Source organism: Serratia sp. 2C06, assembly GCF_050037615.1.
Lineage (GTDB): Bacteria > Pseudomonadota > Gammaproteobacteria > Enterobacterales > Enterobacteriaceae > Serratia > Serratia ureilytica.
The window spans coordinates 2,497,000-2,521,664 of the sequence record NZ_CP188299.1 but is presented as its reverse complement, the minus strand read 5'-3'; the positions used below and the strand labels follow the sequence as shown (position 1 = coordinate 2,521,664).

Here is a 24,665-nt window from a genome sequence, read left to right as displayed (position 1 = left end):
TTCACCTGAGAAGAGCGGCATTATGCTGAATAATAAAGATAACCCTGCATCATCCCCGTGGCCGGCGATCTTCTCGCTGACGGTCGCCTGTTTTGTCATGGTCACCACCGAGTTTTTGCCGATCGGCCTGCTGACCAACATCGCCCCTTCGCTCGGCGTCAGCACCGGCACCGCCGGGCTGATGGTGACCATGCCCGGCATCGTGGCGGCGGTGGCCGCGCCGGTATTGAGTCTGGCTTCCGGCCGGCTGGACAGACGCCTGCTGATGCTGGGGCTGTCGTTGCTGCTGATGGTGTCCAACCTGGTGGCGGCGCTGGCCGTCAACTTCCCGATGATGCTGCTGGGCCGCGTGCTGCTGGGCATCTGCGTCGGCGGCTTCTGGTCGTTCGCCGCCAACTACGGCCGCCATCTGGTGCCGGAAGCCAGCCAGGGCCGCGCCACTGCGCTGATCCTCAGCGGCATCTCGGTCGGCGCGGTATGCGGCGTGCCGGCCGGGGCGCTGATCGGCGATCTGTTCGGCTGGCGCGCCGCCTTCTTCGGCGGTGCGGCGCTGGCAGTCGGCGTACTGTTGGCGCAGCTGCGTTTGCTCACGTCGGTACCGCCTTCCCGACCGGTCACGCCGCGCGATCTGGTGCTGCCGCTGCGCCTGCCGATGGCGCGCATCGGCCTGATCGCCATCGTGCTGTTGTTCATCGGCCACTTCGCCGCCTATACCTATCTGCGGCCCCTGCTGCAGCAGGTGTTCGTGCTCAGCCCATCGGCGATCTCGCTGCAGCTGTTGGCCTATGGCGCCATCGGCCTGCTGGGCACCTTTCTCGGCGAGCGTCTGGCGGAACACAGCCTGCGCGCCACCTTCATACTGATCGCCGCCATGCTGGCGGGCATTTTGATCGTTTCGCCGCTGCTCAGCGGCCTCGCCGGCGCCACTTTGATGGTGCTGGTATGGGGGCTGGCCTTTGGCGCCGTGCCGGTCTGCGCCACCAACTGGATGTTCGCCGCCGTGCCGCAGGCGCCGGAAGCCGGTCAGGCGCTGTTGGTGTGCGTCATCCAGATCGCGCTGGCCTCCGGCGCACTGCTGGGCGGCGAGGTGGTGGACTGGCAGGGCGTCAGCAGCGCCATGCTGTTTGGCGGCGCGCTGATCCTCTCCGCCACGCTGGTATTTGGCCTCAGCTTGCGCTCCGGCGCGATTGGCGCTAAACAGTGTTAATCATTATCTATCTGCAGAAACATGCCCCGGCCACCGCCGGGGCATGGCGTTGAGAACCTATGGACCATCATTTGCTCGCTATCCGGGTCTTTAACCGCGTCGTGGAAACCGGCGGCTTTACCCGCGCCGCCGATTCGCTGGGCATGCCGAAAGCGACGGTCACCAAGCTGATCCAAAATCTGGAGGATCACCTGCAGACCAAACTGTTCCAGCGCACCACCCGCAGCGTGTCGGTCACCCGCGAAGGCGAATGCTATTACCAGAATACGGTGAAATGGCTGGCGGATTTGGAGCAGATGGAGGGCTGTCTGACCGAGTCGCAGAATTCTCCGCAGGGCGTGCTGCGCATCGATACCGGCAGCGGCACCGCCCGCCAACTGCTGTTGCCGGCGCTGCCCGGCTTTTTGGAACGCTACCCGCAAATCCAGATCGATCTCAGCATCGGCGATCGCGTTATCGATTTGATCAGCGACAGCGCTGACTGCGTGATCCGCAGCGGTCCGTTGGCCGATTCCAGCCTGATCGCCCGGCGTCTGTTCGATCTGGACTGGGTCAGCTGCGCCACCCCGGCCTATCTGGCGCGCCACGGCACCCCGCGCCATCCGTGCGATCTGGAACAGGGTTTTCCGATGGTGCACTACCGCCATCCGGTCAACGACCGCATCCATCCGCAACGCTATGTCGAGCGCGGCAAAGAGATCGCCATCCAACAGCGCTACCCGGTCAGCATCAATGAAGGCAACGCGCTGCTGGCGGCGAGCCTGGCCGGCTTGGGCATCATCCAGATCTATCGGTTTATGGCGCAGCCGCACCTCGAGCGCGGCGAACTGGTCAGCCTGCTGCACGACTGGCAGCCGCCGCCGGAGCAGATGTACGTGGTCTACCCGTCCAATCGCCACCTCAGCGGCAAGCTGCGGGCGTTCATCGACTGGGCGGTGGAGACGTTTCATTAACCGGCCGCTTAGGCAGGAGCGGCTTTTTTCCCGACTTTAAAAAAAATAGGCACATCATGCATATCGAACCGCTGCTCGCCCATCGCCGGCGCATTGAGGAACTGGCCGCGTTGCTGCACCAGGAATGGGGCGCCTTTGCGCAGTGGAGCAGCCGCGATACCATCAGCCGGCGGCTGGCTGAACGCTGCGCACCCGAGAGCCAAGGCGTCGTGTTGCTGGCGCTGTCGCCACAGCAACAGATCGTCGGCACCGCCAGTTTGACGCTATATGAATTGACAGATAAACCGGAGCGCCAATACTGGCTGAGCGAAGTCTTTACCCACCCGCAGCACCGCGGCCAAGGCATTGCCCGCAACCTGATCGCGCGCTGCATCGAGCACGGCCGAATCCAGGGCATCAGCGAACTGTATCTGTATACGCCCGACCAGCAGACGCTGTATCAGAAACTCGGCTGGCGCCCTCTGGAGCAACGCCAGGTCGCCGGTGAAACCGTCACGGTGATGAGCCGCACGTTGTAGCCGCACGCACTGTGGTATTATTGGCCGCATATTGATTTCCGACGGACGACCACCATGGCCTATATCCCCAAAAACTATGCGAAGCTGGAAACCGGCTACCGCGAAAAAGCGCTGAAACTGTTCCCCTGGGTATGCGGGCGCTGCTCGCGCGAATTCGTTTATTCCAACCTGCGCGAGCTGACGGTGCACCACATCGATCACGATCACAGCAACAACCCGGAAGACGGCAGCAACTGGGAAATGTTGTGTCTGTATTGCCACGACCACGAACACTCGAAATACACCGAGGCCGATCAATACGGTTCGACGGTGGTGGCCGGTGAAGATGCGCAAAAAGATATCGGCGTCGCCACCCACAACCCGTTCGCCAACCTGAAGGCGATGATGAAGAAGTAACGCCATCGACAGCTTAATGAGCCACTAACTTATTAAGCTGTTAAACTAACAAAAGGCGCTTCCGTTCCGCCACTTCCCAGAGAATTCCTACTTACCCATCCGGTCCATTCACCGCAAAATAAGCTGCGCAGTTAACAACATACTGGCTTGGCAAGCCGCCGCAGTTGGTGCATATTGTTCTTGTTAACCTGTTTGATTATCAACCTAATAAGCACATTAACTTAATAAGTTACCTGCTTAATAACTTGAGAGATGGCAGCATGATTGTTCTGATTGGCTCGCAAAAAGGCGGCGTCGGCAAATCGACGAAAGCAGTGAATATCGCCGGGTATCTGATTCTTAAGCAAGGCAAGACGGCGATCATCGTCGATGCCGACGACCAGAAATCGATCATGACCTGGTACAACGACCGTCAGAACGTCGAGGGGCTGCCGCACATTCCGGTGGTGGCCGCGTCGGGTAAAATCAAGGAAACGCTGCTGGAGCTCGATCGCCATTACGACTACGTGATCGTCGATACCGCCGGCCGCGACAGCGCCGAACTGCGCTCCGGCCTGCTGGCCGCCGATCTGTTCCTCTCGCCGCTGCGCCCTTCGCAGATGGATCTCGACACCATCGGCTATCTGTCGGAGATGTTCTCCACCGCGCAGGAATACAACGAGAAGGTCAAAGGCTACATCGTATTGAACATGTGCCCGACCAATATCTTCATTAATGAAGCCAACGAAGCGGCGCAGGTGCTGAGTGAATACCCGGAGTTCACCCTGGTGAGCAATCGCCTGTGCGACCGCAAGATTTACCGCGACGCCTGGGGTGAAGCCATCACCGTGCACGAAGCGAACAATGAAAAGGCGCAGACCGAAATTGAATGCCTGGTGAAAGAGGTGATCCTGTGAAGAAACGCACCCCCACCCACCGCATGTCGGAAGACGAATTCATCAACAGCGCCACCTCGCATACGTTGCCGGTTGCGGCTCCCGCGCCGGAAGCCAAGCCGGCCGGCCGCAAGCGTACTTATAAGGCGATTTCCGTCAGCCTGACGGACAACCACATTGAGGCTATCGATGAAGTGATCGTGCAGGCGGCGCGCAACGGCATCGTGCGTATCACCCGCTCCGACATCATCAAACTGGCGATCGACGGATTGGCGGAGAAAAGCGAAGCGCAACTGCTAGCGCTGCTGAAAAAGCTCTGACCGCACGGCAGCCGCCGGCTGATCGAGCCGGCGGGCCGTTATCATCTAGAGTTCCCCGCGACCTCGCACCGGTAGTCCTGAATTTCACCGGCCGACCCCAGGTTGAGATCGGTCAACTTCAAACGGTTTGCCAACAGCAGCATCTCGCCCTGCGGGCTGACCGCCAGCGCCAGGCCGTAATTGCCGATGCTGTCGCCCTGCTCGACCACGTAGTTTTGCAACAAGCGGAAAGGATCTTCCTGGGTTAAATCGGTGCCCGCCAATTTTCTGGCCAGATATTGATGGCCGACCAATTTCACCGCCAGCGGCCGCCACTGTTGATCTAATTGCTCAGCCTGTTCCCCCAGCGCGTTATAGACATCCTGGCGCAAGCAGGCAACGTGAATATGCAACTGATTTTGAGAGCGGCCATATTTCGAATTGACCGCCAGAGAAACCCATGCGTCTTTTAACGGTTTACCCAGCTCGCTGGATATATGTTCGCGGTTATTCCAGGCCTGGGCGAAATAAGGCGGCGTTCGATCCGCTTGCAATATCGGGCTCTCGATGCCGCTGACCTTTTCGGTCGGCATCACCAGATCGTGGTAAGGGCCCTTGCTGTCCTTAAACAGCACATATCCCTCGGTTAAATCCACCTTTAAGCAGGGCGCAGGATCGTGGTTCTGCTGCTGATTGGGCACGCACTGTTGGCTGACTATCTGCCACAGCGCATTCGGATTGCCGCGCCCGAAGAACCACCACAGCACCGCCGCCAGCAGCAAAATGACAAGCAAAATAATTAATAGTCTGAAAAGTCTTTTCATCGCGACTCCCTGTTTATCTATTCCATACCGAAAGGAGCGCCAGCATAAACCAAGGCTCCGGCATCGACCAGAATATTATCCTTAATGTCACCTTTTATTGACGTCTTGTTAGCAATGGATAATTAAAAATAAGCCTCCACCTGAGTAATTTAAGGTAAATTAATACCGTGGGTTGAATATGAGTGTGATATAAGCAGCCGGGACTCTTTTTATATAAGGAACCGATAAGATGCCAACGATGGGCAAATCCCTGCATTATCTCGACGTAGGTTCAGGCTTTCCATTGCTGCTGGGCCACAGCTATCTGTTCGATCTGAATATGTGGGCGCCGCAGTTCGAAGCGCTGGCTAAACGCTACCGCCTGATCGTACCGGATCTCTGGGGCCACGGCGATTCACCGGCGCTGCCACCCGGGCGAAACAGCCTGTCGGATATCGCCGCCGATCATTTGGCGCTGATGGATCATTTGGATATTGAAGAGTTCGGCATCGTCGGCCTGTCCGTCGGCGGCATGTGGGGCGCCGAACTGGCGGCGCTGGCGCCGGAGCGGGTGAAAGTGCTGGCGCTGCTGGACAGCTACCTGGGCGACGAAACTCCAGAGGCGCGGCAGCGCTATATGGGCATGCTGGCCGCCGTGGAACAGGCCGGCGCCATCACGTCGCCGCTGCTGGAATATATCGCCGCGCAGTTCTATTCCGACGAAGTGCCCGCTGCGCTGTCGCAGCCGTTGCTGGCCCATCTGCAAAGCCTGCCCGCCGAGCGCCTGCGCGAAAGCATCGTGCCGCTGGGCCGGATGATCTTCGGCCGTCCCGACAAGCTGGCGCTGCTGGAACACATCACCGCCGCCAGCATCGTCATCACCGGCGCGCAGGATAAGCCGCGCCCGCCGGCGGAAGGCCAGCGCATGGCGGATCTTCTCGGCTGCCGACATGTGCTGATCCCCAACGCCGGGCATATCAGCAACAAGGAAAATCCGGCGGCGGTCAATGAAACGCTGCTGGCGTTTCTGGCCGAAAGCACCACGCCGCTGTTTTGGTAAGTCGCTCCGGGCCGCCAGGCCCGGACCTGCCATGCCATCGCTCAGACGACGTGGCTATCGCCATTTCCCTGACCGAATCCCCCCAGACGCAACCAGCGGTAAAGCTCCGCATCGCGCTGGAAATGCATCTTTCTCATCACCGCCCGTTTATGCGTGCTCACCGTCTTGATGCTGACCCGAAGCCGACGGGCAATGGCGGTCGGCGTCATTTCCCAACTCAGGTAACGCATCACTTGTTTTTCCTGCGGCGTCAATGGCAACGGCTGGCACCAGGCGCAACAAGAAAAACCGCAGGCGCCGCCGGTTCGGCCTTTTATCACCCGCGCTACCGTGTGCAACAGCTTTGCGACGCCTTCATTGCGGTACACCCTGCCCGCTTCCCTCAGGCACCCCGAAATGGCGCGAATGCGGGCTTCTCTGAGATCGTAAACGGCGAGATAAAGGGCGTGAGGAGCATGGGGAGGATGGCAAAAACGCGCCATGTCGCCTTTGGCGATCGCCTGGAACACAAGGTCGGCATTCATCGGCTCGCTGCAGCGCGCCTCGATGCCACGTTCACTAAAATAGTCGCTCAACGCCCGATACGCCCCGGCGACAAAAAAGCGGTCGATATCCAGGAAGGCGATATTGATGACCGTGTTCACGCCGTTTCCCTCCGCGCGAAAACAAACCGGCAAAACCGGCCGGCATTGAGCCTGCTGCGCCCATCCAACGTAACGAGCAGCAGCGTCAAAACCGCCCATTGGATGAGCGACAGCCCGAACGGGTAGGAAAACTGCGCGCACAGCAGCAAGGGAATGCCGCTCGTCGCCAACGCGGCCTCTTCCCCGGCGGCCGGGCTGTGCAAGCGGGCGGCGATGCGCTCCCGTCGCCATGTTTGGTGCACCAGTGCCGCCACGCCCGCCAGCAGGCACAGCATGCCCGCCAACGCAACGACGCCGCCTTCTATCCACCACAGCAGGAGCTCATTATAGGGTTGCCGCGCTGCGCCTGCCCGCGCCACCGCGGGCAGCGCATGGGCCTGTAAATGCTCAAAGCCATGCTCGAATCGGCCATAGCCCCATCCCAACCAGGGCCGCTCTACCACCAGCGCCAGCGAGTCAAGCAGCGTATCGCAGCACGGCGCGGCATTCGACAAACGAACGCCGGCGTTCAATTCATCCGCCAATATCGCCAGGCAGAATCCCAATGCCGTCATCAGCAGCGCGAGCACGCAATGCAGCGGGTATCTGCGCACAAGCATCATGGTCAACAGCGCGGCACCCAATAGCACGCTGAGACAAACGGTCTGCGATGCCCCCCAGCCCAGCGCGGCGGATAAACCGCTCAAGAGCGGCAGCAAGAGTAAAATACGCCATCGCTCGTTATCTCGGCGCAACAGGCGGAACCGAGGCAACACCGTCAGACCCCATCCCGCCAATAATCCGCTCGCCAATAAACTGCTCGCGGCATCCGGCCAACGCCCCCCGCTGCCGGCATAGCCCGCCGCCGCCTCGGCCGGGAAGGAAAAAAGCCAAATGCCTCCCACGGCAGCGGCTAATACCAGCGTATAGATAAACGCAATACGCACGTGTTGCATGACCCGATATTGCAATAGGATAAAGTAAATAATCCAACTGCCAAACAGGCAGGCCATTCGCCCGACGGTAAGCACGCCCCACTCGGCACGAGAATAAAAAAGGGGCAGCAGCAATATCACCGCGCCCAGCGCAAAGAAAAAACACGCGGGGGTCATCCCCCACGCTTTTCGCAAAAAAAGGAGCGCGCCGCCGACGCCCAATAAAGCAAACAGCACAACCCCAATCACAAGAGAATATGGAAACGTCAGCGAGAAATAGTTCATATCATAGTGATAAATATAGCCACCCAACAAAAGCAATACGCTGACATAGACCATCACCATGAACTTTAAACATGGAATAGACATAATAATTTCATCCCAAAATATCTATCTGAAAAACCATCAGAAAAGGCTTAGCCATTTTTCAATTGCAATAAAAGAAATGCCTGTCAGCAACACCAGCCCGGTAACTATCGCCATCACAATCCCGACAGATTGAATAGCTTCAAAAAGCTTTCGCCTGTAGCGTAAAAGCGTCCAGTTTCTTTTAAACATACCTTTTCCTCTTGGCCATTCAGGCTTCAAGCAAAGAAAGCCCGCAATTTAAACGTGGATTACCGGCAAAATCCTGTCGCATTCCCCAGCGAGTTCCATAGTATCGCCGCAGCCAAAATCAAGATATATGTATTAAATTTAACCATAAAAACAGTTTTTAATTCCTATAAATAATAAAAATAAGGAATTAAAAACCAAAACAAAGAAAACCTAATATTATAAAACTGGCGACACCCGTACGTTTGAACTTTCGCCAAAAATTTCACAACATGAAAAAACCGCCATCATCTTGACGGGTGAAAAATAATAGATAACTCTGTCCTCGCTAAATTTCGCCGTCGCTATAAGGGCAAGCAGTACATTATGGAATACGTCATTAATCAGATGATTATTTTCTCACCTGCCGAACGCGCATTGTTCATCATCAATGAACGGGAATCTTTTATGCCGTTATCTAACCCTGCCACCCGCTTGTTGTTAGAGTTGGTTACCCATCATAAAGAGATGCTCACCCGCAGGCATTTGATGCAGCGGGTCTGGGAAGATAATGGCTTTGTGGGTTCAAACAATAATCTGAATGGTTGCATCAGTGAGATAAGAAAAGCGTTTGAGTCGCTGGTGCTGGATCCGCAAATCATTATTACCATCCCCAAACTGGGGTTCATTCTTGAAGCGGAAATTACCTCATGCGAAAACATGCGCTCACCGGACAACCAAAAAGCGGTTATTCCCAACCTGTTGACCCGGGCCGGCGTGCTGTTAAAACGGCGTGGGAATATCTGCCAGGCAAATAAAGCGCCCCTTGCCGCAGCATTGATGATGATTGCGTGCTTTAGCCTCGTCTGCGCTTTATTGTGGTTCAACCGGCCGGTTCACGCGTTCAAAAACGCCAGGGTCGATTTTTTTTATCGCCATGAGCAGTGCAACGTGTTTACGTTGGAAACCGCCGCGCTGAACGACCGGCGTGAAACGCAAGCGCAAATTGCCGCTGCCTTGAAAGCTGAAGCGACCGACTGCGGCACAACGCCCGCCGATCTGTTCTACACCAAAATCGCCAACCCCAACCTTCCTTTTCAGATCACCTTCATCGCCATCTGCAATCTGGCGCAACCCGGTCAATATGGCCGGTGCCGCACGATCAAAAACACCGACGGTATGACGCCATGAATAAAAAAACACGCTTTATCGTCGGCTTGTTATTGCTGATGGCGCCCCTGGCAAGCCAGGTCGTCCAGCTGTCGCACCATCCTAAAACCTTACTGCGTTGCGAAGCGGAGATCACCGCGCGCAACCGCTATGGCCCAGCCATGGAGCCCGCCGCGGTTTTAAAAGCAAAGATGTATTTTTTCCTCTACCACAACGGCACTGGCTTTATCAGGCTCAATGGCTTTATCGAGCGACAAGAAAAGACCTATGTGCTGAACCGCGAACTTCACTATGTGTATGACACCCCCGGCGATGAGGCGGCTGAAGAGGATGGCGGCGGCGATGGGTACACGCTACGATTCGCCGCCGACCGTAAACATGCCGGAGATACGGTTCCCGCCCCCCTTTGGGCGACCTTTTTGCAGTCGGAAGATCCCCGAATCTCCTACCATGTCGCCATCGAACACGTACTCGGCAACCTGTATGTGGTCAGTACGCTTCAAAGCCCGACCTTTGTCTGCCGGCGTTATTAGGCTATGCGTTGCGAGTGTTGCCTATCGGAAGAAAAGCCCGCAAGCGGCAGCCATTTCAGCGGTTAATTGAACGCGCCATGCGGCTGTAGGTGTGGCGCACGCCGCGAATCGCCACGCTGTAGGCGAAGATGTTTTCCGGCAGCGCCAGCCCCAAATAGCCGGTATCGCCGATATGGTGCAGATCCGCGCCGGCCATTTTGCTCATCAGCGCAATCTGCCGCACGGTCTGCACGTCGGCCCCCTCTTGCGAGGTGCCGATCGCTGTCATCGCCAGCGCCCCCTGCCGCTGGGCAAAGGCGATCAGCGCCGCCACTTTCTCCTGCGACATGCCGGGAATGGTGCCCGGCGCCGGCAATAGCACGATATCCGCACCGTTCTCCACGAACAGCGCGATGTCCTGCTCGCCGATCAGTTGGCTGCCGCTTTCGCGCACGATACCGGCGCCGTGCATTTTGCCGGTCACCAGCACCATCTCGTCGCCCACTTCATCGCGTATCGCTTTCAGCGCGGCGGCGATCGCCTGATTGCTGACGCCGTTGTTCGGATTGCCGGTCAGCACCAGCATGCGCGCGCCGAGCTGATACAGCTTGCGCGCATTCTCGGCGGTGGCGGCGCGGCCCGCCGTCATCTGCCAAAAGTCGTTATGTTCGCTGGCGAAAGCCGGATCGACGGCCTCCAGGTTCACCCCGATCACCCGCCCGGTCAGGCGCTGCAGCGTGCGCAGCGCCTCCTGCGGCGGCACGTCGGCGGGCAGGCCCGCGATATGCGGACGATCGACGTCGAACAGGTTCAACAGCAGCAGGTCGGCGCCCTGGCTGGCCGCCAGTTCGGCGTTGGTGACGTTATTGAGCAGCGGCTGAGTGACCGCGATGGTTTCGCTGACCAAGATGCGCCCTTCGCTGGCGCGGATGGCGTAGAGCAGATCGGCTTTGCCGATATCGGCCAGATCGCTGGCGCTGCAGTCCAGATAGCGTTTCATGAGGCAAGCTCCGGTGACGTTAGCGGAAAGGGATGGATGCCCCCTCTCCCACCGCAGTGAAAGAGGGGGAAAAGGTTACTTCAGCGTAAAGCTTTGCGTCTGCACGTTGTCGGAATCCAGGCCGACGAACACGTTAAATTTGCCCGGCTCCGCCCCCCACTTCAGGCTGGCGTTGTAGAACTTCAGATCGTCTTCGCTAATCGGCAGCTCAACCTGCTGCGACTGACCGGCCTTCAGCGTCACTTTCTTGAAGTTGCGCAGCTCTTTCACCGGGCGGCTGACCGACGCGGTGACGTCCTGCAGATACAGCTGCACCACCGTGGCGCCGTCGTACTTGCCGGTATTCTTCAGCGTGACGCTGGCGGTTAACTTGCCGTTGCGCGCCATCGTCGGGCTGGATAACTTCAGATCCGACAGGCTGAAGGTGGTGTAGCTCAAGCCGTAACCAAACGGATACAGCGGGCCGTTCGGCGAATCGAAGTAGCGCGAGGTGTACTTGCCCGGGTTCTCCTTGCCGAACGGCCGGCCAGTGTTCAGGTGGTTGTAGTACATCGGGATCTGGCCGACCGAGCGCGGGAAGGTCATCGGCAGCTTGCCCGACGGGTTGTAGTCGCCGAACAGCACGTCCGCCACCGCGTTGCCGCCCTCGGTGCCGCTGTACCAGGTTTCCAGCATCGCGTCCGCCTGCTCGCTCTCCCAGCTCAATGCCAGCGGGCGGCCGTTCATCAGCACCAGCACCAGCGGCTTGCCGGTGGCTTTCAGCGCGGCGATCAGATCGCGTTGGCTCTGCGGGATCGTGATGTCGGCGCGGCTGGAGGCCTCGTGCGCCATGCCCTGCGATTCCCCCACCACCGCCACCACCACGTCGGCCTTGTTCGCCGCCTGTACCGCTTCGTCGATCATCTGCTGCGGCGAACGGGTATCGAACGCCACCGCCGGCTCATACTCGTTAAGATAATCGATGATGCCTTTATCCTGCGTAACGTTGGCGCCCTTGGCGTACAGAATGCGCGCCTTGTCGCCCACCGCCCGCTCCAGCCCCTCGCGCAGGGTGACCGACTGCTTGACCACCCCGGCGGCTGACCAACTGCCCATCACGTCGCGCTGGCTGTCGGCCATCGGCCCGACCAGCGCGATGGTCGCCTGCTTGCTCAGCGGCAGCGTCTGCTTATCGTTCTTCAGCAGCACCATCGTCTTGCGCGCCACCACCCGCGCTTCGGCGCGGTGCAGACGGCTTTCGGCGTTGGTGTCCTGCGGATCCGAACCCGCCGGGCCCAGATGCACATACGGATCGGTGAACAACCCCATGTCGTACTTGGTGTTCAGCACGTCGCGGCAGGCGCGGTCGATATCGCTTTCAGGCACCAGCCCGTCTTTCACCAGACCCGGCAGGTATTTGTCGTAGAACTCGTCGCTCATGCTCATGTCGACGCCGGAGGTGATCGCCAGGCGCACCGCGTCGCGCGCGTCGGCGGCCACGCCGTGTTTAATCAGCTCTTTGATCGCGCCGTGGTCGCTGATGGTGATGCCTTTAAAGCCCCACTGTTCGCGCAGCAGATCTTTCAGCAGCCACGGGTTGGCGGTGGCCGGCACGCCGTTCACCGAGTTGAGCGACACCATCACTCCGCCGCTGCCGGCGTCCACCGCCGCTTTGTAAGGCGGCAGATAGTCCTGATGCATGCGCAGCGGGCTCATGTCGACGGTGTTGTAGTCGCGGCCGCCTTCGACGGCGCCGTACAATGCAAAGTGCTTAACGCTGGCCATCACCGAACCAGGTTTGGCCGGATCGCCGTTCTGGAAACCGTCGACCATCACCTTGGCGATTTTCGAGACCAGCCAGGTGTCTTCGCCGAAGCCTTCGGAGACCCGGCCCCAGCGCGGATCGCGGGTGATATCGACCATCGGCGCGAAGGTCATGTTCAGACCGTCATCGCTGGCCTCCTGCGCCGCCACGCGGGCGCTGAGCGCAATGGCCTCCAGATCGAAGCTGGCCGCCAGCCCCAGGCTGATCGGGAACACGGTGCGCTGGCCATGCACCACGTCATAGGCAAAGAACAACGGGATTTTGAGGCGGCTCAGCTGCATCGCCTGATCCTGCATCACCCGGATATCCGGCCGGGTAACGGTGTTGAAGATGGCACCGATCTGCCCTTTGCGAATCCCCTCGCGGATCGCTTCTTTCGGGTTATCCGGCCCGACGCTGATCAGCCGCAGCTGGCCAATCTTCTCTTCCAGCGTCATTTGCTTCATCAAGTTGGACACGAAGGCGTCGCGCTGCTGGGCGTGAATGCCCTGCGTTATCGGCGTTTCCTGCGCAAAAGCCGGGCTGAGGGCCAGACCGGACAACATACTCACCACACAAAGCCATTTCATCTTGTTTTATCTCAGGCGTGTTTCCGCCGCCAACGCCGCGGAGTTTAATCGGAGTGAAGAAACAGTTTGCCACACTCTGTTTCATCGCCAAGGGAATTCGCATCGGTAATGTTTACAAAGCGTTACAGGTTATCGGCAGGTAATTCTGCAGCCGGGTGCGGCTGTCGGCAGCCTCCGCCGCCAGAAAATCGACCAGCGCGGTTAACGTCGGCGGCGCTACCGTGCGTTCAGGATAGACCAAATAATAGGCCGCGCCGCTGCTGACGCAGAGCGGGAACGGCGTCACGATGCGCTGCGCCTGAATATCCTCCTCCAGCAGGCACAAATCGCCGATGGCGATGCCGAACCCCTGCAGCGCGGCGCTCATCGCCAGATCGAGGGTATCGAAATGCTGGGCCTTGCCGGACGGCAATGCATCGGCGCCCGCCGCTTTCAGCCAGCGCAGCCAGTCGCGCCGATCGCGCGTCGGGTGCAGCAGGGTTTTGTCCGTCAAATCCGCCAGCCGAGGCGTCGGCGGCAGAAACGTCGGCGTGCAGACCGGCGTGAGGATTTCATCGAACAACAAGTGCGCGGTCAGCTTTTTACCCGGCGGCCGACCGAATACCACCGCGGCGTCAAACTGCTCGGTGCTGAAATCCAGGCCGTGCGACACCGAAGCGGTCAGCTCGATATGCATATCCGGCCGTTCATTTTGCAGGCGAATGATGCGCGGCAGTACCCAGCGCATGGCGCAGGTCGGGCATTTGATGCGCAGCGCCCCCGGCGGTGCGGTGGCCCGCGTCAGGGCTTCATCCAACTGCCCCAGCGCCTGCTGCACCGGCGCCAGCAGCTGCGCGCCCTGCGGCGTCAGCGCCAAACCGCGCGCCTGACGGCTGAACAGCGGATAGCCCAGACGCTGTTCCAGCCCGAGAATTTGCCGGCTGACCGCCCCCTGCGTCAGGTGCAGCTGCCGGGCGGCATGGGTAAAGTTGAGGCGTTGCGCCACCACCACAAAGGTTTTCAACACGTCGAGCGACGGCAGGGATATCGGCATAGCGGGCCTCGATTAGGTATGATCGTAGTGCATGGCAAGTATGACAAACTTTCCCTTGTCCGCCTACGCCGACTGATGCTTAATCGCTCAACACTTCCCTGTTTGCCTGGAGCCCATCATGCAGAGCGCCTGCTCATCCCGCTCGAAGCTGCCGGACGTCGGCACCACCATTTTCACCGTTATTGGCCAACTCAGCGCCGAACACCAGGCCCTCAATCTGTCGCAGGGCGCCCCCAACTTCGCCGGTGATCCACAGCTGATCGAGGCAACGGCGCAAGCCATGCGCGCAGGTCATAACCAATACGCGCCGATGAGCGGCGTGGCGGCGTTACGTGCTGCTCTGGCAGAAAAAGCTGAACGATTGTATGGCGCGCGCTATGACGCCGACGAAGAAATCACGGTGAGCGCCAGCGCCAGCGAAGGGCTGTACTCGGCGATCAGCGCGCTGGTGCATCCCGGCGACGAGGTGATCTATTTCGAACCGGCGTTCGACAGCTATGCACCGATCGTGCGCCTGCAGGGCGCCACGCCGGTGGCGATCAAACTGTCGCTGCAGGACTTTCGCGTCGACTGGGACGAAGTGGCCGCCGCCATCAACGGCAAAACGCGCATGATCATCGTCAACACACCGCACAACCCGACCGGCGCGGTGTTCGACGCGCAGGATATCGACCGCCTGACCGCCCTGACCCGCGACACCGATATCGTGATCTTGTCCGACGAGGTCTACGAGCATGTGGTGTTCGACGGCGATATTCACCACAGCATGGCGCGCTATCCGCAGCTGGCGGAACGCAGCGTGATCGTGTCGTCGTTCGGCAAAACCTACCACGTCACCGGCTGGCGCGTTGGCTATTGCCTGGCGCCGGCGGCGTTGATGGACGAGATCCGCAAGGTGCACCAGTTCATGGTGTTCTCCGCCGATACGCCGATGCAGCACGCCTTCGCCGCCGCGCTCGCCAATCCCCAAAGCTACCTGGGGCTGGCGGCGTTTTACCAACAAAAGCGCGATCTGCTGGCCAGCGCCCTGCAGGATTCGCGCTTTGAGCTGCTGCCCAGCCGCGGCAGCTTCTTCATGCTGGCCCGTTTTAGCGGCTTCAGTCACGAAAGCGACAATGATTTTGCCGTGCGCTTGATCCGCGAAGCGAAGGTAGCGACGATCCCGCTGTCGGCGTTCTACAGCGACGGCACCGATACCGGCCTAATCCGGCTGAGTTTTTCCAAAGATAACGAGACCCTGCTGGAAGGCGCGCGCCGCCTGAGCCAGGCGTAATTTTTTGTCCGACCATGGGAAAGGGGCACTGCCTATGAAAGCTTTGAAAACGCTGTTCGCCGCCGGATGCCTGCTGGCCGCCGGCGCTTCGTCGGCGGCGGAAAACAGCCTGCGTTTCGGCCTGGAAGCACTGTATCCGCCGTTCGAATCCAAATCCGCCAGCGGCAAACTGGAAGGGTTCGACATCGAACTGGGCGACGCGGTATGCGCCGCCGCACAGTTGCAATGCAGCTGGGTGGAAACCTCGTTCGACAGCCTGATCCCGGCGCTGCAGGCGCGCAAGTTCGACGCCATCAACTCGGCGATGAACGTGACCGAACAGCGGCGCCAGGCGATCGCCTTTACCGACGCCATCTATCAGGTGCCGAACCGCCTGATCGCCAAGGCCGACAGCGGCCTGCTGCCGGACGCCAAATCGCTGGCGGGCAAACACGTGGGCGTGCTGCAAGGGTCGATTCAGGAGATTTACGCCAAAACCCATTGGGCGCCGGCGGGCGTGGACGTGGTGTCTTATCAGGATCAGAATCAGGTTTATCTCGATCTGGCTGCCGGTCGGCTCGACGCCACGCTGGTGATGGCACCGTCGGGGCAAAGCGGCTTCCTGTCGCAGCCGGACGGCAAAGGCTTCGCCTTCGTCGGCGAGGCGGTGCGCGACGACAAAATCCTCGGTGAAGGTATCGCCTTCGGCCTGCGTAAAGGGGATGAGGCGCTGAAGAAAAAACTGGATGCCGCCATCGCCAAAGTGAAACAGCAAGGCACGGTGGCGGCGCTGTCGAAGAAGTATTTCGGCGACATCGACGTGACGGTGAAATGATAGACGGGGGCGGCACCGCCGCCCCCTCCCGCGTTTAGCGATCGAACACCGAGCTGTTCAGCGCGCGATCCTGCTGGTGGCGTTCCAGCGCCAATTCGATCAGGCGCGTGATCAGCGCCTGATAGCTGACGCCGCTGGCGGCCCACAGCTTGGGATACATGCTGATGTTGGTGAAGCCCGGCAGCGTGTTGATTTCGTTGATCACCACCTGGTTGTCCGGCGTCAGGAACACATCCACCCGCGCCAGCCCGAAGCACTCCAGCGTGCGGAACGCCTTCAGCGCCACCTCGCGGATGTGGTCGCTCACTTCCGGCGCGATTGCCGCCGGCACCACCACCTGAGCGCCCTGCTCATTGATGTATTTGGTGTCGTAAGAATAGAAGGCGTCGCTCAGCACGATCTCGCCGCACACGCTGGCCTGCGGATCGTCATTGCCCAGTACCGCGCACTCGATCTCGCGGCCGACGATCGCCGACTCCACCAGCACTTTGTGATCGAAGCTGAAGGCCAGCGATACCGCCGCGTCAAACTCGGCGCGGTTTTCCACCTTGCTGACCCCGACCGAGGAGCCCTGGTTGGCCGGTTTAATGAACAACGGCAGGCCGAGGCGCTCGCTCAGTTGCTCAAACGTAAACCCGGCGCGGTTGGCGCGGGTCAGGGTGACGAACGGCGCCACCGCCAGCCCGGCGTCGCGCAGCAGGCGCTTGGTCACGTCTTTATCCATGCTGACCGCCGAACCGAGCACGCCGGCGCCGACGAACGGCATATTGGCCATGCGCAGCAGCCCCTGCAGCGAGCCGTCTTCCCCCAACGTACCGTGCACGATCGGGAAGATGACGTCGAGCTGGCCCAGCGCGCCGGCGTTGCCTGCTTCAATCAGCTGCTGTTTTTCCTGGCCCGGGATCAGCGCCACGTTCTTGTTCGAGCGGTTCAGCGCGATCAGCGCCGGGTTCTCGGCGTTGAGCAGGTAGTTGGAGGCGTCGTTGATATGCCACTGCCCCTGTTTGTCGATCCCCAGCAGCGTGACGTCAAACTTCTCTTTGTCGATTGCATCCACAATGTTTTTGGCCGACTGCAGCGACACCTCATGCTCCGCCGATTTACCGCCAAAAATCACCCCAACACGTAGTTTAGTCACGCCTTAAATCCTTCTGAAAAATCATGGCAAAAAAGTCGTTCATCACAATAAACGCATTGCCTGGCGGCGGCAATCGTTGTTACCAGAATCTTCTTACGCCACAGAATGCCACATCGCGACCATCCAAAACGTATACACTTCGTATATCGTTCATTTATGGAGACGCCGATGGGCATCGTAAAAATTTCGGACGCGCTGCATGACGATCTGCGCCTCGCCAGCCTGACCATGACGCGTTCGATCAACGCGCAGGCCGAGTACTGGATCAAGATCGGCATGCTGGCGGAGTTCCATCCGGAACTGACCTACCCGCAACTGGTAAAAAAAATGATGAAAGATAATGCGCTGACGCTGAAGGAGATTGTCGGGTGAAACAGATTGTGATTAAAACGCCGGAAGAGATTGCCAAAATGCGCCATTCCGGCGCTCTGCTGGCTAAAGTGTTTGCTATGCTCGATGAGGTCATCGTCGAAGGCATCTCCACCATGGAGATTAACGACCGCGCCGAGGCGTTTATCGTCGAAGAACTGAAGTCGCGCCCGGCCAGCAAGGGGCAGTATGATTTCCCCTATGTGCTCAACACCTCCGTAGACGACGTGGTGTGCCACGGGGTGCCGTCGGCCAGCAAAATCCTGCGTTCCGGCATGATTGTCAACGTGGACATCACGCTGGAAAACGGCGGCTACATCGCCGACTCCAGCAAGATGTACTGCATCGGCCAGGTGACGCCGCTGGCTAAACGGCTGGTGAACAACGTCTATGAATCGATGTGGCAGGGCATTCGCGCGGTGAAACCGGGCGCGACCCTGGGGGATATCGGCCACGCCATCCAGCGCCACGCCGAGCAGGCCGGCTACAGCATCGTGCGGGAGTATTGCGGCCACGGCATCGGCCGCGACATGCACGAAGAGCCGGCGGTGCTGCACTACGGCCAACCCGGCAGCGGCATGGCGCTGCAGGAAGGCATGGTGTTCACCATCGAGCCGATGATCAATCAGGGTGACCGCCGCATCAAGCAGAAGAAAGACGGCTGGACGGTGGTGACGCGCGACAAAAAACTGTCGGCGCAGTGGGAACACACCGTAGCGGTCACCGCCGACGGCGTGGAAATCCTGACGCTGCGCGACGAAGAGCGTCGGGCCGGTTACGCCGAACGCTACTAAATCCGCAAGCAATTAGCTTAATAAGCTAATTGCTTGATAAGTTATTTAATTGATAGCCTCTTAGCTAACTGCGCGGCACTCCGGCGCCGCGGTTAAAGCGACGGGGATGACAGGGAGACAGGCAGCATGCAGTCAGGCAATCAGGCGTTTCTCAACCAGCTTAAGGACATCGTCGGCGGCCCGCAGTTGTTGACCGGCGATCGCAACACCGAACGGTATCGCAAAGGGTTCCGCTCCGGCGAAGGCCAGGCGCTGGCGGTGGTGTTTCCCACTAGCCTGCTGCAGCTGTGGCGCATTCTGCAGGCCTGCGTGGCCGCCGATAAAATCGTCATCATGCAGGCCGCCAACACCGGCCTGACCGAGGGCTCAACCCCCAGCGGCAACGACTATGATCGCGACATCGTCATCGTCAGCACCCTGCGCCTCGACCATATTCAGGTGCTGGATAACGGCAAGCAGGTGGTCGGCTTCCCCGGCAGCACCCTGCACCACCTCGAGAAATTGCTCAAACCCTACGGCCGCGAACCGCATTCGGTGATCGGCTCTTCCTGCATCGGCGCCTCGGTGATCGGCGGCGTGTGCAACAACTCCGGCGGCTCGCTGGTGAAACGCGGCCCGGCCTATACCGAAATGGCGCTGTACGCCCAGCTCGGGGAAGACGGCCAGCTGCGCCTGGTCAACCATCTGGGCATCCGGCTTGGCGACACGCCGGAAGAGATCCTCACCCGGCTGGAAAAAGGCGACTATCGCCCGAGCGACGTCGAATACGGCGAGCTGCGCGCCTCGGATAACGAGTACGCCAGCCAGGTGCGCGACGTCGACGCCAACACCCCTTCCCGCTTCAACGCCGACAAACGCCGCCTGTACGAAGCCTCCGGCTGCGCCGGCAAACTGGCGGTGTTCGCGGTGCGGCTCGACACCTTCGAGAAAGAGAGCAAAGAGCAGGTGTTCTATATCGGCACCAACGACACCGCGGTGCTGACCGAACTGCGCCGCCACATGCTGAGCAAATTCGAAAACCTGCCGGTGGCCGGTGAATACATGCACCGCGATATCTTCGACATCGCCGAGGTGTACGGCAAAGACACCTTCATGATGATCGACAAGCTCGGCACCGATCAGATGCCGCGCTTCTTCACCCTGAAGGGCCGAATGGACGCCAGCCTCAACAAGCTGCCGCTGCTGCCGCACAACCTGACCGATCGGCTGATGCAGGGCCTGAGCCATCTGGCGCCGAGCCACCTGCCGAAACGCATGAAGGAATACCGCGAACGTTTCGAACACCATCTGCTGCTGAAGATGGCCGGCCCCGGCGTGGAAGAGGCCCAGCGCTACCTGACCGACTATTTCGCCCAGGCCGAAGGTGCCTTCTTCGCCTGCACGCCTGACGAGGGCAAAAAGGCTTTCCTGCACCGCTTCGCCGCCGCCGGCGCCGCCGTGCGCTACCACGCGGTGCACGCCGACAAGGTGGAGGATATTCTGGCGCTGGACATCGCCCTGCGCCGCAACGACACCGACTGGTTCGAAACGCTGCCGCCGGAAATCGACAGTCAGTTGGTGCATAAGCTGTATTACGGCCACTTTATGTGCCACGTCTTCCACCAGGACTACGTGGTGAAAAAAGGCGTGGACAGCCATGCACTGAAAGAAAAGATGCTCGAGATCCTCAACCGGCGCGGCGCCGAGTACCCGGCGGAGCATAACGTCGGCCACCTGTACCACGCCAAACCGGATCTGCAAGCGTTCTACCGCACCGCCGATCCGACCAACAGCTTCAACCCCGGCATCGGCAAAACCAGCAAACGCAAAGGCTGGGCCGAAGCCCCCCGCTAAACGCCGCACGATTGGCCCGCCGCCCACCCGGCGCGGGCCTCACCGCCCCTGCCCGCCTCGTCGAGATCTTTGCGCCCATAAAGATGCATTCTTATTGCAACTTATAAAATTCCCGATTACCATTCATCGCAAATGAGAATTAATTACAAAGCTGTCGTGACGGATACATGACATCCGCCGTGGCATTCACCGCGAACTTAATGAGAAGGAACCTACCATGAGTCAGACCCTCGATTCCGCCCAGCTGTTGGCCGCGCTCGATAAAGTGATGGTGATCTCCACCACCGATCTGCAGGGCACTATCACCTACGTCAACGACCTGTTCTGCCAACTGACCGGCTTTTCCCGGGAAGAGCTGGTGGGCCAGCCCCACAGCATCGTGCGTCACCCTTCCGTACCGAAAGCCGTTTACAAAGCAATGTGGGACACCATCAAGGCGGGCGGCATCTGGACCGGCATCATCCCGAACGTCGGCAAGGGCGGCGTCTTGTACGTGGTCGACACCACGGTGCAGCCGCTGTATGACGCCCAGGGCAATATCGAGGCCTATATCAGCATCCGCCGCGTGATCAACGATCTGATGACCGACTTCGAATCGGTGGAATTCGCCAAAGAACAGTTCGACAACCACTACGACAAATAACCGCCATGGCCGACTTTATCGAACGCATCCTGATTGGTTACGGTTCGGAGTCGGGCAACGCCCGGGCGCTGGCGATGCGCCTGGGTGAACAAAGCAGCCTGCAACCCTACCGCCCCGTCGTGAAAGAACTCAACGCCATCCAGCCCGCCGATGTGGGCGAGCGTGATGCCCTGCTGATCGTCTCGAGCTCATTTGGCGACGGCGAACCGCCCGCCAACGCCGAACGTTTCCCCGACGCGCTGGCGCAATGGCCGGATCGCCACCGGTTGCGCTACGCCATCTTCGGTCTCGGCGACACCGCTTACCCGCATTTCTGCGGGTTTACCCAGGCGCTGGATGCGCGCCTGACGCAATACGGCTCCCGTGCCATCATCAATCGCGTTGACGCCGACGTTAACGTCGAACGGTTCTTCACCACCTGGCTAACGACGCTGGATAAGGTGCTGGCCGGCGATGCCCAGGCGGGCCGCGATTTGCATCTGCGCGTGACCGCCTACGGTGAAGACCATGCGTTCAACGCCGCCCTCCTCGAACGGCGGCCGCTTAGCGCACGCACGCCGCAAGCCTGGCATCTGCGGCTGAATATCGCCGGCAGCGGCATCGTTTACCGGGCAGGGGATACCGTCTATCTGTTGCCGGAGAACGACGAAGGATTATTGATCCGGCTGGCAGAGTGGCTCGGCAGGCCGGAGGCCATCGACGCACTGCGGCGCCGGGAGCTGCGCCAGATCAGCAAAACGACGCTGCGCGAACTGGCGCAGTTGGCCGACAGCGAAGAGCTCAAAAGCCTGCTCAAGATCCGTCAGCGCAAATCCCTGGAGAGTTATCTATACGGCGCCGATCTGCTGGACGTGCTGCACGATTTTTGCCCGCCGCACGCGATCACGCTGGAGAACCTGTTGGCGCTGCTGCCCATTTGCCTGCCGCGCGCCTACTCCATCGCTTCGGCAACGCGGGAAGAGAGCCTCGATCTGTGCGTGCGCGACGTGCGTTATGAACGCGGCGGCCGCACGCGGCGCGGCACGGCGACCGGCTGGCTGCTCAAGCACCCCGGCCCTTTCCGCCTCTTCTGCCGCGCCAACCCCGGCTTTTACCTGCCGCGCGACACCGCCTTGCCGGTGCTGCTTATCGGTACCGGTACCGGCATCGCACCGTTGATTGGCTTACTGCGCGAAATGGCCGCCCAGGGCGAACGGCGTGAAACCGTCCTGATCTTCGGTGAGAAAAGGCGCGATGAAGACTTCCTGTATGGCGAGGAGTTGGTCACGCTGAACGCGACGGGCGTACTCACACGGCTCATCACGGCATTCTCGCGCGACGCCGCCGACAAGTATTACGTGCAACACGCCATCGACGATCACGCCGATGCCGTCAGCGGCCTGCTGCAACGGGGCGCGCATGTCTACCTGTGCGGCAATCGCCAGTATCTGGAACATGCCGTGGCGACGGCGCTGGAGCAAGCCTGCGGGGCGGAAAACCTGTGGCAGACGCTGATTGAGCAGCAGCGCCTGCACCTGGAACTCTATTGAGACAGGGCGGCGTTCACCGCTCCGCGCGCAACAGCAAGGAGACGATGAACGCGCCCCCCAGCCCCGCCGTAATGATGCCGATGGGCAGCTCCTGATTGGGGATCAGGCTGCGGCTGAGCATGTCGCCGCCGGTCAGCAGCATCGCCCCCAGCAGGCCGCACATCGGCACGGACAAGCGGTGGCGCACACCTACCAGGCGCCGGGCCAGATAAGGCACCATCAGCCCGACAAAACCGATCACGCCCGTCAGCGAAACGAGAAACGCCGTAGACAATGCGCAGCACAGAAAGGTCTCGGTGCGCAGGCGCGCCACGTTGACTCCCATCGAATGGGCGGTTTGCTCGCCCGCCAGCAGCGCGTCCAGCGCCCGCCAACGCAGCGCCGTAAATCCGGCCAGCAGCGCGAAACTCACCAGCGGAATGAACAGATTATCCCAACGCGCCAACCCCAAGCCGCCCAGCGACCAGAACAACACTGAACCGGCCGCCCGCTGATCGCCGGAAAAGACCAGATAGCTGGTGAGCGCGCTGAACAAAAATGAGACCGCCAGGCCGCAGACGATAAGCTGCTCGGCGCGCCTGACCCGGCTGACGCGAAACAGGATCATCACCGCCAACGCGGACAGAATGCCGCCGACGAAAGCGGACAGCGGCAACGTCAGCGCCCCCAGCGCATCGCCGAAGCGCGTGATGACCAGCACCGCGCCGGCGGCGGCGCCGGAGGAGAGCCCAAACAAAAAAGGATCGGCCAGCTCATTGCGGGTGGTGGTCTGCAGCAGCGCGCCGGTCATCGCCAGCCCGGCGCCGGTCAACGCCGCCAACAAGGCCCGAGGCACGCGCAGTTGCACGACGATAGTGTCCAGCATGCCGGAAAGCGGCGCCGAACCTATCCCTAACGCCGCCAACGCCTGCCGCCATGACAGCGCGACGCTGCCCAATTGCAGGCTCCAGACCATTAATCCGCACAACGTCAACAGCGCCAGCGGCGCGAGCACCATAAACCGCCGTGTCGGCGAGTTCATTCAGCCTCCGGCGCGTACAGCGCCCGCGCCAACTTTTCCACCGCGCCGATGTTGGCCGGCCCCGGCGTCAGCTCCGCATACTGCAGTTTCAGATAACGATGGTGCCGTACCGCAGGTGTCAACTTCATCAACGGATGAGACTCGAGGAAACGCCGCAGCGCCTCGGCGCCTGACCCGGTCTGGTAATCCAGCAGAATGATGAAGTCGGGTTCCGCCGCCGCCACCGCCTCCCAAGATGCCGTCGTCCAGCTCGCCGCCAAACCGTCCATCACGTTGCGGCCGCCCGCCGCTTCGACAATCGCCGTCGGCATGGCGTATTTACCGCTGGTAAAAGGCTTCTCTTCTCCCGAGTCATACACGAACACCTTGAGCGGCGCCTGCCCCGCCGGTCTGGCGGGCAGCGCGGCTAACCGGCGGCGCCAGCCCTCAACCAGCTCGGCGGCCTCTCGCTGCTTGCCGAAAATCTTGCCGAGCTTCAGCTCATCGTCATACAGCAGGTTCATATCGGCCTTCTGCGGCCGACCGCCGGCCTGTACGCAGCTCTCGCTCAGCACCAGCGTTTTGATGCCGAACGGCGCGAGCGTCTCCGGCGTGACGTCGCCGCCGATCTTCATGCCGTAATTCCAGCCGGCGAAGAAAAAGTCCGGCTGCGCCGCCAGCAACGTTTCCAGAGCGGGATACTTCGGCGCCAGTTCGGGAATGGCGCCCATCGCCGCCTTGAAATCAGGCGTCAATTTGTACCAGCCGGTGATGCCGGTCAGCCCGACGATCCGATCCTGCAGATGAAGCGCAAAGGCCATCTCGGCCATATTGATGTCGTTGATGACGGCGCGCTGCGGCGCCTGATTGAAGGTGATCGGCTTCCCGCAGCTTTCTACGGTGACGGGAAATTTTTCAGCCGCTGCCGCTCCGCCGGCCAACAGCAGGAGCAAGGGGAATACGCGTATGTTCATGTTTCTC

General features: G+C 60.2%; 26 protein-coding genes. 16 read left to right on the top strand and 10 right to left on the bottom strand.

Annotated elements, in window-relative coordinates; all coding sequences use genetic code 11:
- The first annotated feature begins 22 nt into the window (after nt 1-22).
- The 6 genes from ACP3TA_RS12480 (at nt 23) to ACP3TA_RS12455 (ending at nt 4,269) form a co-directional block, all read left to right on the top strand.
- Nucleotides 23-1,207: an MFS transporter gene (locus tag ACP3TA_RS12480; protein ID WP_033652404.1), complete on the top strand. Its 1,185-nt coding sequence runs from the start codon at nt 23-25 to the stop codon at nt 1,205-1,207.
- Between the two features lie 59 nt (nt 1,208-1,266).
- Entirely contained in the window at nt 1,267-2,160 is an 894-nt protein-coding gene (locus tag ACP3TA_RS12475) for a LysR family transcriptional regulator (RefSeq protein ID WP_033652403.1), read from the top strand.
- 56 nt (nt 2,161-2,216) lie between these two features.
- Nucleotides 2,217-2,678, top strand: coding sequence for a GNAT family N-acetyltransferase (locus tag ACP3TA_RS12470; RefSeq protein ID WP_033652401.1), 462 nt, complete (start codon nt 2,217-2,219; stop codon nt 2,676-2,678).
- A 54-nt stretch (nt 2,679-2,732) separates the two neighbouring features.
- Nucleotides 2,733-3,074: an HNH nuclease YajD gene (yajD, locus tag ACP3TA_RS12465; RefSeq protein WP_004939576.1), complete on the top strand. Its 342-nt coding sequence runs from the start codon at nt 2,733-2,735 to the stop codon at nt 3,072-3,074.
- A gap of 260 nt (nt 3,075-3,334) precedes the next feature.
- Complete coding sequence (locus ACP3TA_RS12460; RefSeq protein ID WP_016928620.1) at nt 3,335-3,970, top strand: AAA family ATPase; 636 nt, start codon at nt 3,335-3,337, stop codon at nt 3,968-3,970.
- Nucleotides 3,967-4,269: a hypothetical protein gene (locus ACP3TA_RS12455; protein WP_033642294.1), complete on the top strand. Its 303-nt coding sequence runs from the start codon at nt 3,967-3,969 to the stop codon at nt 4,267-4,269. Before ACP3TA_RS12460 ends, ACP3TA_RS12455 begins: the two co-directional genes overlap by 4 nt.
- A 41-nt stretch (nt 4,270-4,310) precedes the next feature.
- Here the strand turns inward: ACP3TA_RS12455 and ACP3TA_RS12450 are convergent, their stop codons facing one another.
- On the bottom strand, nt 4,311-5,072 hold the full coding sequence (locus tag ACP3TA_RS12450) for a CDP-diacylglycerol diphosphatase (protein WP_033652399.1): 762 nt from the start codon (nt 5,070-5,072) through the stop codon (nt 4,311-4,313).
- Nucleotides 5,073-5,310: 238 nt separating this feature from the next.
- Between ACP3TA_RS12450 and ACP3TA_RS12445 the strand changes: the two genes are divergently transcribed.
- Nucleotides 5,311-6,111 (top strand): alpha/beta fold hydrolase, encoded by an 801-nt coding sequence (locus ACP3TA_RS12445; RefSeq protein WP_080273373.1) that lies wholly within the window; start codon nt 5,311-5,313, stop codon nt 6,109-6,111.
- Nucleotides 6,112-6,152: 41 nt separating this feature from the next.
- Here ACP3TA_RS12445 and ACP3TA_RS12440 read toward each other — a convergent pair whose 3' ends face one another.
- The 3 genes from ACP3TA_RS12440 to ACP3TA_RS12430 are packed head-to-tail and all read right to left on the bottom strand — an operon-like array spanning nt 6,153 to nt 8,227.
- Entirely contained in the window at nt 6,153-6,755 is a 603-nt protein-coding gene (locus ACP3TA_RS12440) for a helix-turn-helix transcriptional regulator (RefSeq protein ID WP_049866660.1), read from the bottom strand.
- A complete protein-coding gene (locus tag ACP3TA_RS12435) occupies nt 6,752-8,038 on the bottom strand; it encodes an O-antigen ligase family protein (RefSeq protein ID WP_426784633.1) in 1,287 nt (428 codons plus the stop codon). The genes ACP3TA_RS12440 and ACP3TA_RS12435 overlap by 4 nt, the downstream gene beginning before the upstream one ends.
- 36 nt (nt 8,039-8,074) lie before the next feature.
- The gene (locus tag ACP3TA_RS12430; RefSeq protein ID WP_154219866.1) at nt 8,075-8,227 is read right to left on the bottom strand and encodes a hypothetical protein; all 153 of its coding nucleotides are present in this window, start codon (nt 8,225-8,227) and stop codon (nt 8,075-8,077) included.
- Between the two features lie 363 nt (nt 8,228-8,590).
- Between ACP3TA_RS12430 and ACP3TA_RS12425 the strand changes: the two genes are divergently transcribed.
- Together ACP3TA_RS12425 and ACP3TA_RS12420 are read left to right on the top strand one after the other, a co-directional pair.
- Complete coding sequence (locus ACP3TA_RS12425) at nt 8,591-9,394, top strand: winged helix-turn-helix domain-containing protein (RefSeq protein ID WP_426784632.1); 804 nt, start codon at nt 8,591-8,593, stop codon at nt 9,392-9,394.
- Nucleotides 9,391-9,906: a hypothetical protein gene (locus ACP3TA_RS12420; protein WP_089194415.1), complete on the top strand. Its 516-nt coding sequence runs from the start codon at nt 9,391-9,393 to the stop codon at nt 9,904-9,906. Before ACP3TA_RS12425 ends, ACP3TA_RS12420 begins: the two co-directional genes overlap by 4 nt.
- 55 nt (nt 9,907-9,961) lie before the next feature.
- Here the strand turns inward: ACP3TA_RS12420 and ACP3TA_RS12415 are convergent, their stop codons facing one another.
- The 3 genes from ACP3TA_RS12415 to ACP3TA_RS12405 all read right to left on the bottom strand — a co-directional run bounded on the left by ACP3TA_RS12415 (nt 9,962) and on the right by ACP3TA_RS12405 (nt 14,291).
- Nucleotides 9,962-10,885, bottom strand: coding sequence for a PEP phosphonomutase (locus tag ACP3TA_RS12415; RefSeq protein ID WP_042783918.1), 924 nt, complete (start codon nt 10,883-10,885; stop codon nt 9,962-9,964).
- 75 nt (nt 10,886-10,960) lie between these two features.
- A complete protein-coding gene (bglX, locus tag ACP3TA_RS12410) occupies nt 10,961-13,258 on the bottom strand; it encodes a beta-glucosidase BglX (protein WP_426784631.1) in 2,298 nt (765 codons plus the stop codon).
- Nucleotides 13,259-13,370: 112 nt separating this feature from the next.
- Entirely contained in the window at nt 13,371-14,291 is a 921-nt protein-coding gene (locus ACP3TA_RS12405) for a LysR substrate-binding domain-containing protein (protein ID WP_426784630.1), read from the bottom strand.
- Between the two features lie 118 nt (nt 14,292-14,409).
- Here ACP3TA_RS12405 and ACP3TA_RS12400 point away from each other — a divergent pair, with 118 nt between their 5' ends.
- Nucleotides 14,410-15,564: a methionine aminotransferase gene (locus tag ACP3TA_RS12400; RefSeq protein WP_426784629.1), complete on the top strand. Its 1,155-nt coding sequence runs from the start codon at nt 14,410-14,412 to the stop codon at nt 15,562-15,564.
- Between the two features lie 34 nt (nt 15,565-15,598).
- On the top strand, nt 15,599-16,378 hold the full coding sequence (locus ACP3TA_RS12395; protein WP_426784628.1) for an ABC transporter substrate-binding protein: 780 nt from the start codon (nt 15,599-15,601) through the stop codon (nt 16,376-16,378).
- A gap of 34 nt (nt 16,379-16,412) precedes the next feature.
- Here ACP3TA_RS12395 and ddlA read toward each other — a convergent pair whose 3' ends face one another.
- Nucleotides 16,413-17,516 carry a D-alanine--D-alanine ligase gene (ddlA, locus tag ACP3TA_RS12390; RefSeq protein ID WP_426784627.1) on the bottom strand — a complete coding sequence of 368 codons (1,104 nt, stop codon included), beginning with the start codon at nt 17,514-17,516 and terminating at the stop codon, nt 16,413-16,415.
- A gap of 168 nt (nt 17,517-17,684) precedes the next feature.
- On the opposite strand from ddlA, the gene ACP3TA_RS12385 reads away from it, so the two are divergent.
- The 5 genes from ACP3TA_RS12385 (at nt 17,685) to ACP3TA_RS12365 (ending at nt 22,684) form a co-directional block, all read left to right on the top strand.
- Nucleotides 17,685-17,888, top strand: coding sequence for a ParD-like family protein (locus tag ACP3TA_RS12385; protein ID WP_006324220.1), 204 nt, complete (start codon nt 17,685-17,687; stop codon nt 17,886-17,888).
- On the top strand, nt 17,885-18,679 hold the full coding sequence (gene map / locus ACP3TA_RS12380) for a type I methionyl aminopeptidase (RefSeq protein ID WP_033642282.1): 795 nt from the start codon (nt 17,885-17,887) through the stop codon (nt 18,677-18,679). The genes ACP3TA_RS12385 and map overlap by 4 nt, the downstream gene beginning before the upstream one ends.
- A 126-nt stretch (nt 18,680-18,805) precedes the next feature.
- Nucleotides 18,806-20,512, top strand: a complete 1,707-nt coding sequence (gene dld / locus ACP3TA_RS12375) for a D-lactate dehydrogenase (RefSeq protein WP_426784626.1) — start codon at nt 18,806-18,808, stop codon at nt 20,510-20,512.
- A 217-nt stretch (nt 20,513-20,729) separates the two neighbouring features.
- The gene (locus tag ACP3TA_RS12370) at nt 20,730-21,155 is read left to right on the top strand and encodes a PAS domain-containing protein (protein WP_023447580.1); all 426 of its coding nucleotides are present in this window, start codon (nt 20,730-20,732) and stop codon (nt 21,153-21,155) included.
- 5 nt (nt 21,156-21,160) lie between these two features.
- The gene (locus tag ACP3TA_RS12365; RefSeq protein WP_142075163.1) at nt 21,161-22,684 is read left to right on the top strand and encodes a flavodoxin domain-containing protein; all 1,524 of its coding nucleotides are present in this window, start codon (nt 21,161-21,163) and stop codon (nt 22,682-22,684) included.
- Between the two features lie 13 nt (nt 22,685-22,697).
- On the opposite strand, the gene ACP3TA_RS12360 is transcribed toward ACP3TA_RS12365, so the two are convergent.
- Entirely contained in the window at nt 22,698-23,705 is a 1,008-nt protein-coding gene (locus ACP3TA_RS12360) for a FecCD family ABC transporter permease (protein ID WP_033652390.1), read from the bottom strand.
- Nucleotides 23,702-24,658: an ABC transporter substrate-binding protein gene (locus tag ACP3TA_RS12355; RefSeq protein WP_047572261.1), complete on the bottom strand. Its 957-nt coding sequence runs from the start codon at nt 24,656-24,658 to the stop codon at nt 23,702-23,704. The genes ACP3TA_RS12360 and ACP3TA_RS12355 overlap by 4 nt, the downstream gene beginning before the upstream one ends.
- Between the last annotated feature and the right edge of the window lie 7 nt (nt 24,659-24,665).